Origin of the sequence: Streptomyces sp. NBC_00873, from assembly GCF_045207415.1 — a bacterium.
GTDB lineage: Bacteria > Actinomycetota > Actinomycetes > Streptomycetales > Streptomycetaceae > Streptomyces.
In genome coordinates, this window is record NZ_CP108803.1 from 6,598,936 (window position 1) to 6,612,344 (window position 13,409).

The window sequence follows — 13,409 nt, forward strand, 5'->3', positions numbered from 1 at the left end:
GGGGTGGGGCTGTCTCGTCAAGAGGCTTGACGGCAACCTTGAGGACACGCGAATGTAACGATCGCCGAAGCTTGCAGAAATGTTCCGCAAGGTCTTTCGGCCTTCTTGCATCCTTGTTACGTTCACGTCGACCCGGCGCCGCGACGGAGCGGTACGGCAGTTGAAGGAGTTCACAGATGCGACGTGGCATAACGGCCACCGCCCTGGTCGCGGCCCTGGCGCTCGCGGCGACCGCCTGCGGCAGTGAGGACAAGTCCGACGGCACCAGCAAGGGCTCGGGCGAGCTCTCCGGGACCGTGACGTGGTGGGACACCTCCACCGTGGGCAGCGAGGACAAGGTCTTCAAGAAGATCGCCGAGGACTTCACCAAGCAGCACCCGAAGGTCCACATCAAGTACGTCAACGTGCCCTTCGGTGACGCGCAGAACAAGTTCAAGAACGCCGCCCAGTCCGGCTCCGACGCACCCGACGTCATCCGCTCCGAGGTCGCCTGGACACCCGAGTTCGCGGACCTCGGCTACCTGGCCCCGCTCGACGGCACCTCCGCGCTGAAGAACCCGGGCGACTTCCTGAAGCAGGCCGCCGCGTCCACCAAGTACAACGGCAAGACGTACGCGGTGCCGCAGGTCATCGACTCCATGGGCATCTTCTACAACAAGAAGATCTTCAAGGAGGCCGGCGTCGAGGTCCCCAAGACCGTCGACGAGCTGAAGTCCGTCTCCAAGAAGATCAAGGACAAGACCGGCAAGACCGGCATGTACCTGCGCGGCGACGACGCGTACTGGTTCCTCTCCTTCCTCTACGGCGAGGGCGGCGACATGGTCGACGCCTCCACCAAGTCCGTCACCATCGACAACCCCGAGGGCGTCAAGGCGATGAAGGTCGTCAAGGACCTCGTCGACTCCGGTGCGGCCAAGACCGATGCCACGGACGGCTGGGAGAACATGCAGACGTCCTTCAAGGACGGCAAGGTCGCCATGATCATCAACGGCCCGTGGGCCGTCGCCGACACCTACGCCGGCCAGGAGTTCAAGGACAAGGCCAACCTGGGCATCGCCCCGGTCCCGGCCGGCTCCGCCGCGCAGGGCGCCCCGCAGGGCGGTCACAACCTGGCCGTCTACGCGGGCTCCAAGAACCTCGACGCCTCCTACGCGTTCGTCGACTACATGACGTCCGCGGACACCCAGGCCAAGGTCACCAAGGAGCTGAGCCTCCTGCCGACCCGTACCTCCGCCTACGCCAAGCAGGACGTCGCCGACAACGAGATCGTCGGCTTCTTCAAGCCCGTCGTCGAGACCGCCGTCGAGCGCCCCTGGATCCCGGAGACCGGCAGCCTCTTCGCGCCGCTCGTCACCGAGTACACCAAGGTCCTCACCGGCCAGACCACGCCGGAGAAGGCCGTCAAGACGACCGGCGACTCCTACCGCAAGCTCCTCAAGGGCTGGAAGTAACAGGAAGGCAGGCCGGCTGATGGCTGTCCACACCAGCCAGTCGGTGGCGAAGGCCGCGGGTGACGACGTCGCCCGCGGCCGGAGCCGCGGTACTGGCAACCCCCCGCCGCCGAGCAGGCTCCGGCGGGCCCTGTCGACCCACTGGTACGCGTGGACCATGGTCGCCCCGGTCGTCGTCGTGATCGGCGTGATCATCGGCTATCCGCTGGTCCGCGGCATCTACCTGTCGATGACCGACGCCAACGAGCGCAACGTCGCCCGGTCCATCGGTGTCAACCACATGCCCGCCACGTACAAGTTCGTGGGCCTGGACAACTACACCGAGGCGATCACGGGCGACCAGTTCCTCGGCACGCTCGGCTGGACCCTGGTGTGGACGGTCTCCTGCGTGGCCATCACCTTCTCCCTCGGCATGGCCCTCGCCAACATCCTCAACCGCCGTATCGCGGGACGCTCCGCGTACCGGATGGCACTCATCCTGCCCTGGGCCATCCCCGGTTTCGTCTCCGTCTTCGCCTGGCGCTTCCTCTACAACAAGGACCGCGGGCTGCTCAACAAGATCCTCTCCGGCGGCGGAATCGACGCCATACCCTGGCTGAACGACCCCACCTGGGCGAAGTTCGCCGTCATCACCGTCAACGTCTGGCTCGGCGTGCCGTTCATGATGGTCGCCCTGCTCGGCGGACTGCAGTCGATCCCCAGCGAGCAGTACGAGGCCGCGGAGATGGACGGCGCCACCGCCTGGCAGCGGTTCCGCCACATCACGCTGCCCGGACTGCGGCCGGTCTCCACCACGGTGATCCTGCTCTCCACCATCTGGACCTTCAACATGTTCCCGGTGATCTACCTGCTGACCCGCGGCGGACCCGGTGAGGCCACCCAGATCCTGGTCACCCAGGCGTACAAGTTCTCCTTCGAGATCAGCCCGCGCGACTTCGCGCAGTCCTCCACCTGGGGCGTACTGATCCTCGTACTCCTGCTGATCTTCGCCGCCGTCTACCGGCGAGTCCTGCGCACCCAGGGAGACGACTGGTGACCACCGCCCCCGCAACCACCGCCCCCGCAACCACCGCCCCGGCGACCCCCGCACGGCACTCCGTGCGCAAGGTCCGGCGGCGCGGCGAGCGTTCGCCGATCGCCTCCGTCGGGCTGCATCTCACACTCATCGTCGCGTCCGTGATCGCCGTCTTCCCCGTGCTGTGGGTCCTGCTCACCTCGCTGAAGCCCGCCGCGTACGCGACGACCACGGACTTCTTCAAAGAGACGACGACTCAGAACTACACGAACCTGATCCAGAACACGAAGTTCCTGACCTGGTTCGGCAACTCCCTGCTCATCGCGGGGCTCACCACACTGCTCGGCGTCATCATCTCCGCCTCCACCGGCTACGCCGTCAGCCGCTTCCGCTTCCCCGGCAAGCGCGGGCTGATGTGGACGCTGCTGGTCACCCAGATGTTCCCGGTCGCCGTCCTTATCGTGCCGATCTACAACATCATGGCCGGCATGGGGCTGCTGAATCAGCCCGCCGGCCTCGTCATCACCTACCTCACCATCTCGGTGCCGTTCTGCGCCTGGATGATGAAGGGCTTCTTCGACACCATCCCGCGCGAGATCGACGAGTCGGGCCAGGTCGACGGCCTCACCCCGTTCGGCACGTTCTGGCGGCTCATCCTGCCGCTCGCCAAGCCCGGGCTCGCCGTCACCGCGTTCTACTCCTTCATCACCGCGTGGGGCGAAGTGGCGTACGCCTCCGCTTTCATGGTCGGCGAGGACAACCTCACCCTCGCGGGCGGACTGCAGCTCTTCGTCAACCAGTACGGAGCCCAGTGGGGAGCGATGACCGCCGCGTCCGTGCTGATCGCGATACCCGCGGCCCTGGTCTTCCTCTTCGCCCAGCGCCACCTGGTCACCGGCATGTCCGCCGGAGCCGTCAAGGGCTGACGCGGCCCGCCCCGTACGCCCCGCACGCACCAAGTCACGGCGTCGCCGGTATCCCGACCCGGTCCGGCGACGCTCCCCACCCCAGACACCCCAGGGACGACATGACCCAGCACCTCGCTGCCCCCTCCACCGGCACGTCCGACGACGCTCCGGGCCACCGCACCGGCTGGTGGCAGGACGCGGTGATCTACCAGGTCTATCCGCGGAGCTTCGCCGACGGCGACGGCGACGGCATGGGCGATCTCGCAGGCGTACGCGGCAGACTCCCGTACCTCAAGGACCTCGGCGTCGATGCGGTCTGGCTCAGCCCGTTCTACGCGTCGCCGCAGGCGGATGCGGGGTACGACGTCTCCGACTACCGCGCCATCGACCCGATGTTCGGCACGCTGCTGGATGCCGACGGGCTGATCCGGGACGCCCACGACCTGGGCCTGCGGATCATCGTCGACCTGGTGCCCAACCACTCCTCCGACCAGCACGAGTGGTTCAAGCGCGCCCTCGCCGAGGGCCCCGGCTCCGCACTGCGCGAGCGCTACCACTTCCGCCCCGGCAAGGGCGCGCACGGTGAACTCCCGCCCAACGACTGGGAGTCCATCTTCGGCGGCCCCGCCTGGACACGGACCACCGACCCGGACGGCACCCCGGGCGACTGGTACCTCCACCTCTTCGCGCCCGAGCAGCCCGACTTCAACTGGGAACACCCGGCCGTCGCCGACGAGTTCCGCTCCATCCTGCGGTTCTGGCTCGACATGGGCGTGGACGGCTTCCGCGTCGACGTCGCCCACGGCCTCGTCAAGGCCGAGGGCCTGCCCGACCTCGGCACCCACGACCAGCTCAAGCTGCTCGGCAACGACATCATGCCGTTCTTCGACCAGGACGGGGTCCACGAGATCTACCGCTCCTGGCGCACCATCCTCGACGAGTACCCCGTAAAAGAGGGGCCCGAAGGGGCTTCGTCAGAAGGGCGGTGGTGGGAGACGGGCGGGCGGATTCTCGTCGCCGAGGCCTGGACCCCCACCGTCGAGCGCACCGCCAACTACGTGCGCCACGACGAGATGCACCAGGCGTTCAACTTCCAGTACCTCTCCACCGCCTGGGACGCCGCCGAGCTCCGCAAGGTCATCGACACCTCGCTGGACGCGATGCGCCCGGTCGGCGCCCCCACCACCTGGGTGCTCTCCAACCACGACGTCACGCGGCACGCCACCCGGTTCGCCAACCCGCCCGGCCTCGGTACCCAGATCCGTACGGCCGGAGACCGCGAGCTGGGCCTGCGCCGCGCCCGCGCCGCCACCCTGCTGATGCTGGCGCTGCCCGGTTCCGCGTACGTCTACCAGGGCGAGGAGCTCGGCCTGCCCGACGTCACCGACCTGCCCGACGAGGCCCGCCAGGACCCGTCCTTCTTCCGCGCCGAGGGCCAGGACGGCTTCCGCGACGGCTGCCGGGTGCCGATCCCGTGGACCCGCGAGGGCAGCTCGTACGGCTTCGGCAGCGGTGGCAGCTGGCTGCCGCAGCCCGACAGCTGGGGCGCTCTGAGCGTCGAGGCGCAGACCGGCGACGCCGACTCCACGCTGGAGCTGTACCGGGCCGCGATCGCCACCCGGCGGGTGCACCCGGGGCTCGGCGCCGGGACCGCGGTGGAGTGGCTCCAGGCCCCCGAGGGTCTGCTGGTCTTCGCCCGCCCCGGCTTCGTCTGCACCGTCAACACGACGGGCCGTCCGGTCCGCATCCCCGTGCGCGGCACCGCTCTGCTGTCCAGTACCCCGGTCGTCACCGACGGCGCCGAGATCGAGCTCCCCGCGGACACCACGGTGTGGTGGACGGTGTGACGGTTCCCCTGCCCAGGGCCGGTCTTTCGGATCAGGCCGGATCAGGGAGCGGGGGCTGGCGCGTGCAGCTGCAAGGCGCACGCGGAGCGTCGGCGACCGACGACAACGCCGCAGATGCGCGTGTCAGCCCCCGCGAGCCCGGCAAGATCCGAAAGACCGGCCCCGGGACCGGTGGTGCGCCGAGGCTCTCGGACATCGCCGGCCAGGCAGCGGTCAGCGAGGCAACCGTCAGCCGGGTGCTCAACGGGAAACCGGGCGTCGCGGACACCACGCGTCAGCGGGTGCTCGCGGCGCTGGACATCCTGGGCTACGAACGCCCCGTACGGCTGCGGCAGCGCAGCGCCGGGCTGATCGGACTGGTGACGCCCGAGCTCACCAACCCGATCTTCCCGGCGTTCGCGCAGTCCGTCGAACAGGCCCTGGCCGGGCACGGCTACACCCCGGTGCTCTGCACCCAGACACCCGGCGGCGCCACCGAGGACGAACTCGTCGAGCAGCTCGTCGAACGGGGCGTCGGCGGGATCGTCTTCCTCTCCGGGCTGCACGCCGACCTGTCGGCCGACCCGGCCCGGTACGCCGCACTCACCGAGCGCGGTGTGCCCTTCGTCCTGATCAACGGCTACAACGAACGGATCAACGCACCGTTCGTCTCGCCCGACGACTCCGCCGCCGTACGGATGGCCGTCGGCCACCTCGCCGAACTCGGCCACCGCAGGGTTGGCCTGGCCATCGGACCGCAGCGCTACGTGCCGTCCCGCCGCAAACGCGAGAGTTTCCTCGACGCCGCCGTGAACCTCCTCGGTCTGGGCCGGACCGAGGCCGAACTCCTGGTCTGCTCCGCGCTGTTCGGCGTCGAGGGCGGCCAGGTCGCGGCTGGTGCGCTGCTCGACCAGGGGTGCACGGGCATCGTCTGCGGCAGCGACCAGATGGCGCTCGGCGTGGTGCGCGCGGCCCGGGGCCGCGGACTCGACGTGCCGCGCGACGTGTCGGTGGTGGGCTTCGACGACTCACAGCTGATCGCGTTCACCGACCCGCCGCTGACGACGGTGCGTCAGCCCGTGCAGGCGATGGCGGCTGCCGCGGTGAGCGCCCTGCTGGAGGAGATCGGCGGCAGCCCGGTGCAGCGTACGGAGTACGTCTTCCAGCCGGAGCTGGTGGTACGGGGCTCCACCGCCGCGGTCCGCGGCCTCTGAGGCCCGGCCGCGGCGTCCGGGCGCACAGGAGAGGCACCCGGGAGTCGGCCCTGACGGGCCCGCGAGGAGTGAGCGACTCCGGGTGCCTCTCTTGTCCGTGACCGGCCGGGCCGGCCGGGCGCGTGGGGCCCGGGTGACCGGGACCCCCCGACCGACCGGACCGGAGTCGGGAGAAACGTAACAGCGCTGCAATGTTTTGCGTAAGTCCTTGCAGAAAGAAAACTGCAGTATTTCGCGGATGTAAGCGGGTGGTGTCCGAAGGGTTGACCGGAACCTGACGGGCTCGTACGGTCTGCACGCGGCAAGGTTTGCATTCTTGCAGCAAGAACCTTCGGGAGCCTTGAGGGCAGGGCGCGTTGCCACGTGAGGCTGCACCGTCACCCGCATTTCCCCCGCAGCGGGAGGAGACACGGGGGCCCCGACTGCTGACGCCACACCCGGCGTCCCAGATCGCACCGAGAACGCTACGCACACCCCGCCGGCGTACCCGCAGCTCGTCACACCGTTCACCCCATCGTGTCCACGTTCGCCAAAACGATGTGCTTGCCCAGCAGTTGTGAACCCCCGCAACCAAGGAGACCCTGCCCCGTGTCCCGTACCCTCCTCGGACGGGGAGCCGTAGCCGCACTGTGCGCCGCGCTCCTCCCCGTCGTCCCGGCGGCAGCCACCTCCGCCGCGCCGAGAACCCCGGGCCCGCCGTCGGACGCCCGGCTCGCCGCCGAGCCGGCCCGGCACGACCTGACCCGCGAGCAGTTCTACTTCGTCATGCCCGACCGGTTCGCCAATGGAGACACTTCCAACGACCGTGGCGGACTCACCGGTTCGCGCCTGGAGACCGGTTACGACCCCACGGACAAGGGCTTCTACCAGGGCGGCGACCTGGGGGGCCTGACCAACCGGCTCGACTACATCAAGGATCTCGGCACCACCGCCATCTGGCTCGCCCCGATCTTCAAGAACCGCCCGGTTCAGGGCACCGGAAAGGACGCCTCGGCCGGCTACCACGGCTACTGGATCACCGACTTCACCCAGGTCGACCCGCACTTCGGCACCAACGCCGACCTGTCGAAGCTGATCGACAGGGCCCACGCCAAGGGCATGAAGGTCTTCTTCGACGTCATCACCAACCACACCGCGGACACCGTCGACTACGCCGAGAAGAAGTACGGCTACAAGCCGAAGGGCGCCTACCCGTACCTCGACAGGGAGGGCCGCCCCTTCGACGACAGCAAGGGCCTGGCGAAGGTCGACGCCGACTCGTTCCCGTACACACCGAAGAACACCGGCACGAAGATCCCGTCGTGGCTCAACGACCCGACGATGTACCACAACCGAGGCGACTCGACCTACGCCGGCGAGTCCACCACGTACGGCGACTTCTCCGGGCTCGACGACCTGTGGACCGAGCGGCCCGAGGTCGTCTCCGGCATGGAGAAGATCTACGAGAAGTGGGTCCGGGACTTCGACATCGACGGCTTCCGGATCGACACGGTCAAACACGTCGACCTGGACTTCTGGACCCAGTGGGCGACCGCACTCGACACCTACGCCGCCCGGCACGGACGTGACGACTTCTTCATGTTCGGCGAGGTCTACTCCGCCGACACCGCCATCACCTCCCCGTACGTCACCCGGGGCCGGCTCGACGCGACGCTCGACTTCCCGTTCCAGGAAGCGGCCCGGCAGTACGCCTCGCAGGGCGCTCCGGCCTCGAAGCTCGCCGCCGTCTTCGGCGACGACTACCGGTACACCACCGACAAGGCCAACGCCTATGAGCAGGTGACCTTCCTCGGCAACCACGACATGGGCCGCATCGGCGCGTTCCTGAAGCAGGACAACCCGAAGGCCGACGACGCCGAGCTTGTCGACCGGGCCCGCCTCGCCAACGAGCTGATGTTCCTCAGCCGCGGCAACCCCGTCATCTACTACGGCGACGAGCAGGGCTTCACCGGCGCGGGCGGCGACAAGGACGCCCGCCAGACCATGTTCGCCTCGAAGACCGCCGACTACCTCGACGACGACGAACTGGGCACCGACCGTACGCACGCCTCCGACGCGTACGACACCGGCCACCCGCTGTACCGGAACATCGCCGCACTCTCCGAGCTGACCAAGGAGAACCCGGCCCTGCGTGACGGCGTCCAGACCGAGCGGTACGCGGAAGGCTCCGTCTACGCGTTCTCCCGTACGGACCCCAAGCGCACCAACGAGTACGTCGTCGCCACCAACAACGGCACCGAGGCGAAGACCGTCGAGCTGTCCACCGAGTCGGCCGCCATGGACTTCCGTGCGCTGTACGGCGGTTCCGGTACGGTCCGCAGCGGCGCCGACAAGAAGATCACCGTCACCGTGCCCGCCCTCTCCAGCATCGTGCTGCGCGCCGAGAAGCCCCTGGGCGCCCCGGCCGCCAAGCCCTCGGTCACGCTGAAGGCGCCCGCCGCCGGAGCCACCGGCACCGTCGAGATCTCCGCGGACACCGACGGCGGATCGCTGAACCGGGTCGTCTTCGCCGCCCAGACCGGCAAGGGCAGGTGGGTCACTCTCGGATCCGCCGACCACGCCCCGTACAAGATCACCCAGCACCTGGACGACACCGTGGCGGCGGGAACGCCGCTGCGTTACAAGGCCGTTGTGGTCGACCGCGCCGGACGCACCGCGAGCGCCCTCGCCTCGACGATCGCGGGCCGGGCCCCGGCGGCCGAGAAGCCCGTCGCCGTCGAGCGCGACTACGCCGTCGTCCACTACAAGCGCGCGGACGGCGACTACGACGGCTGGCAGATGAGGTCGGGCGACAAGTCCGCCGGGTTCACCGGGCGCGACGCCTACGGTGCCTTTGCCTGGATCAAGCTCGACGAGGGCAGCTCCTCCGTCCCGTACACGGTCGAGAAGGACGGCACGGCCGACGGTCCGCAGCGCACCGTCGAGCTCGCGAAGACCGGGCAGGTCTGGATCGAGCAGGGCAAGGACGGCCAGGCGGACACGGCCCCCGAGGGCGCCTACCCTGTGCAGGACAGGACGAAGGCCGTCCTGCACTACCACCGCGCCGACGGCGGCTACGACGGCTGGGGACTGCACACCTGGACCGGCGCGAAGGACCCCACCGACTGGGCGAAGCCGCTCCAGCCGGTGAAGAAGGACGCCTACGGCGTCACCTTCGAGGTCCCGCTCACCGACGGGGCCACCTCGCTCAGCTACATCCTCCACAAGGGCGACGAGAAGGACCTCCCCAGCGACCAGTCCCTCGACCTCGCCACGTACGACCACGAGGTGTGGATGGTCGCCGGACGGCCCGGCTACCTGCTGCCGCAGACCGGCGGTATGCCCGCCCCCGACCTCACCAAGGCCGAGGCGCAGTGGATCGACTCCGACACCGTCGTCTGGAAGGTGAAGGCCACCGACGCCACCAGCCAGCAGCTCGTCCACGCGAAGGACGGTGGGATCTCCGTCGTCGACGGCGCCCTCACCGACGAGGGGCAGTGGCTGCGGCTCAGCCCGTCCGCGCTGACCGGCGCGCAGAAGTCGAAGTATCCACACCTCAAGGACTATCCGGCCTTCACCGTCGACCCGCGTGACCGGGACCGGGTTCGCGAGGCGCTGCGCGGCCAGCTGATCGCCACCCAGCGCGCCGCCAACGGCGCCCTGCTCGCCGCCACCGGTGTACAGAGCGCGGGTGTGCTCGACGACCTGTACGGGAAGGACGCGAGCACCGCGGCGCTCGGCCCGGTCTTCGACCACGGCCGCCCCACCCTCTCCGTCTGGGCCCCCACCGCGCAGACCGTCGCCCTGGAACTCGACGGCCGGAGTGTCCCGATGCGGCGCGACGACCGCACCGGCGTCTGGTCGGTCACCGGCACCGCGGAGTGGACCGGCAAGCCGTACCGCTTCGTGGTGAAGGTGTGGGCGCCCACCGTCCAGAAGATCGTCACCAACAAGGTCACCGACCCGTACTCCACCGCCCTGGCCACCGACTCCGCCCGCAGCCTCGTCGTCGACCTCGACGCCCCGGGGCTCGCACCGAAGGGCTGGGCCGGGCTGAGGAAGCCCGCCGCCGTCCCGCTGCGCGACGCCCAGATCCAGGAGCTGCAGATCCGGGACTTCTCGATCGCGGACCCCACGTCCCAGCACCCCGGCGAATACCTCGCCTTCACCGACACCCGCTCCGACGGGATGAAGCACCTCCAGGAGCTCGCCGACTCCGGCACGAGCTACGTCCATCTGCTGCCCGCCTTCGACATCGGCACCATCCCCGAGAAGAAGTCGGACCGGCAGAAGCCCGCCTGTGACCTGTCCGTGTACGCCCCCGACTCCGAGGAGCAGCAGGCCTGCGTGGCGAAGACCGCCGCGAACGACGGGTTCAACTGGGGCTACGACCCGCTGCACTACACCGTCCCCGAGGGCTCGTACGCCTCCGACCCGAACGGCACCAGGCGCACCGTCGAGTTCCGTCAGATGGTCCAGGGGCTGAACGGCGCCGGGCTGCGGACCGTCATGGACGTCGTCTACAACCACACCGTCGCCTCCGGCCAGGACGACAAGTCCGTCCTCGACCGGATCGTGCCCGGCTACTACCAGCGGCTCCTGGACGACGGCACCGTCGCCACCTCCACCTGCTGCGCCAACACCGCGCCCGAGAACACCATGATGGGCAAGCTCGTCGTCGACTCGATCGTCACCTGGGCCAAGGAGTACAAGGTCGACGGCTTCCGGTTCGACCTGATGGGCCACCACCCGAAGGCCAACATCCTCTCCGTCCGCAAGGCGCTCGACGCGCTGACCGAGGCCAAGGACGGCGTCGACGGGAAGAAGATCATCCTGTACGGGGAGGGCTGGAACTTCGGTGAGATCGCCGACGACGCCCGCTTCGTCCAGGCCACCCAGAAGAACATGGCCGGCACCGGCATCGCCACCTTCTCCGACCGGGCCCGGGACGCCGTCCGCGGCGGCAGCCCGTTCGACGAGGACCCCGGTGTCCAGGGCTTCGCCAGCGGCCTCTACACCGACCCCAACTCCTCGACCGCCAATGGCACCCCGGCCGAACAGAGGGCCCGGCTGCTCCACTACCAGGATCTGATCAAGGTCGGCCTGACCGGCAACCTCGCCGACTACACCTTCACCGACTCCTCGGGCCGTACGGTCAAGGGCTCCGGCATCGACTACAACGGGGCCCCCGCCGGATACGCCGCGGTCCCCGGCGACGCCCTCGCCTACGCCGACGCCCACGACAACGAGACGCTGTACGACGCCCTCGCCTTCAAGCTCCCGGCGGGCACCTCGGCCGCCGACCGGACCAGGATGCAGGTTCTGGCGATGGCGACCGCCACCCTCTCGCAGGGCCCGTCGCTCTCCCAGGCGGGCACGGACCTGCTGCGCTCCAAGTCGCTGGACCGCAACTCGTACGACAGCGGCGACTGGTTCAACGCACTGCACTGGGACTGCCGGGACGGCAACGGCTTCGGCCGCGGACTGCCGCTCGCGGCCGACAACAAGGCCAAGTGGTCCTACGCCAAGCCGCTGCTGACCGCCACCGCGCTCAGCCCCGGCTGCGCACAGATCGACGGCGCGACCGCCGCGTACCAGGACCTGCTCACCATCCGCACGACGGAGAAGGAGTTCGACCTCTCCACCAACGAGCAGGTGCAGTCCGCCCTGTCGTTCCCGCTCTCCGGGAAGGACGAGACGCCCGGGGTCATCACCATGCACCTCGGAAAGCTGGTGATCGTCCTCAACGCGACCCCCGGCACCGAGCACCAGCAGATCGCCGATCTGGCCGGGAAGGACTACGCCCTGCACCCCGTCCAGGCTGCGGGGGCGGATCCTACTGTCAAGAAGGCTTCGTACGAGAGGAGTTCGGGAAGCTTCACCGTCCCGGGACGCACGGTGGCCGTGTTCTCCCCGCGGTGACCCGTACAGGACTACGTTGAGGGCAGCCGCCGGGGAGTGAGCCACATCGCACACTCCCGGGCGGGTCCCTCCCGCCACCTCGGCCGGTACCCGCACGAAGGCACCCTCGCCGCCGCCTATCTCCGCGGCCTCACCGACCTGATGACCGGCCGCCCGGAGCGGAGCCTCACCGACACCTCGGCCGAGACCCGCGACCTGGACCCGTCCTACCGCAAGCGCTGACCCGTACCGTAGGTCAGGACAACCGCTGCGAGGGCACAGCCGGCACGGCGGGCGAGAAGGCGGAGAGCCGCGCCAGCAGATCCCCGAACGGCCCGTCGACCGGCTCCTCCGCGAGTATCCGCAGCACGATGCCCGCCATCTCCGCGTCGTACGCCGCACCCACCGCGGCCAGCGCCGCGAAGTCGTGCACCAGCTGCATCTCCAGCTCCGCGCGCGGAATCCGCCGCCCGTCCAGCCAGATCAACGCCGTCGACTCGGCGAGCGACACCCACGACCGCACGACCAACTCCAGCCGCGCCGGGGGCTCCTCCACCCCCAGGTGGGCGAGGATCTGCTCGTACGCCGCCTGCCGCACCCCGTCGATCACCGCGTTCGCCGTCGACGACCCGACCGCGGGCCCGCCCCGCATCAGCGCGGAGAACCCGGGCCCGTGCTCGTCCACGAAGTCGAAGAACCGCCCCATGACCCGCAACAGCCGTGCCCCCAGGGGCCCTTCACGCGGCTCCACGAACCGTCCCGCCAGCTCATCGGCCGCCCGCCGCAGCGCCGCTTCGTACAGGCTCTGCTTGCCCGGGAAGTAGTGGTAGACGAGCGGCCGGGATATCCCGGCCGCGGCTGCGATCTCGTCGATGGAGACCTCGTCGGGGGAGCGGCGGCTGAACAACTCCAGCGCGACGCCGATCAACTGCTGTCTGCGCTCATCGACGCCCATCCTGCGCCGCACCCCGGTCGTCATGGCACCAGCGTACCGACCGGGGCTTGGACAGGGCTCGGTGGTGCCCCGGACCGATCCTGCCGGCCCACCTCAGGCCGTTCCGCCGCAGCGGCCGGCCGACGTCGTGAACCGGGCAGCATGCGGGCGCGGGGCCCCG

General features: G+C 69.4%; 8 protein-coding genes. 7 read left to right on the top strand and 1 reads right to left on the bottom strand.

Annotated features, from left to right (window positions below; genetic code table 11):
* The first annotated feature begins 176 nt into the window (after positions 1–176).
* From OH809_RS30480 to OH809_RS30510, 7 genes are all read left to right on the top strand, one after another.
* Positions 177–1,451 carry an extracellular solute-binding protein gene (locus OH809_RS30480; protein WP_406418830.1) on the top strand — a complete coding sequence of 425 codons (1,275 nt, stop codon included), beginning with the start codon at positions 177–179 and terminating at the stop codon, positions 1,449–1,451.
* A 19-nt stretch (positions 1,452–1,470) separates the two neighbouring features.
* Positions 1,471–2,487, top strand: a complete 1,017-nt coding sequence (locus OH809_RS30485; protein WP_406418828.1) for a carbohydrate ABC transporter permease — start codon at positions 1,471–1,473, stop codon at positions 2,485–2,487.
* A gap of 62 nt (positions 2,488–2,549) precedes the next feature.
* Positions 2,550–3,392, top strand: a complete 843-nt coding sequence (locus tag OH809_RS30490; RefSeq protein WP_406424896.1) for a sugar ABC transporter permease — start codon at positions 2,550–2,552, stop codon at positions 3,390–3,392.
* A gap of 101 nt (positions 3,393–3,493) precedes the next feature.
* On the top strand, positions 3,494–5,221 hold the full coding sequence (locus OH809_RS30495) for an alpha-amylase family glycosyl hydrolase (RefSeq protein WP_406418826.1): 1,728 nt from the start codon (positions 3,494–3,496) through the stop codon (positions 5,219–5,221).
* Between the two features lie 146 nt (positions 5,222–5,367).
* Positions 5,368–6,414: a LacI family DNA-binding transcriptional regulator gene (locus tag OH809_RS30500; protein ID WP_406424894.1), complete on the top strand. Its 1,047-nt coding sequence runs from the start codon at positions 5,368–5,370 to the stop codon at positions 6,412–6,414.
* Between the two features lie 588 nt (positions 6,415–7,002).
* Entirely contained in the window at positions 7,003–12,315 is a 5,313-nt protein-coding gene (gene pulA / locus OH809_RS30505; protein WP_406418824.1) for a pullulanase-type alpha-1,6-glucosidase, read from the top strand.
* 36 nt (positions 12,316–12,351) lie between these two features.
* On the top strand, positions 12,352–12,537 hold the full coding sequence (locus OH809_RS30510; RefSeq protein ID WP_406418822.1) for a hypothetical protein: 186 nt from the start codon (positions 12,352–12,354) through the stop codon (positions 12,535–12,537).
* A gap of 13 nt (positions 12,538–12,550) precedes the next feature.
* Here the strand turns inward: OH809_RS30510 and OH809_RS30515 are convergent, their stop codons facing one another.
* Positions 12,551–13,273 (bottom strand): TetR/AcrR family transcriptional regulator, encoded by a 723-nt coding sequence (locus OH809_RS30515; RefSeq protein WP_406418820.1) that lies wholly within the window; start codon positions 13,271–13,273, stop codon positions 12,551–12,553.
* Between the last annotated feature and the right edge of the window lie 136 nt (positions 13,274–13,409).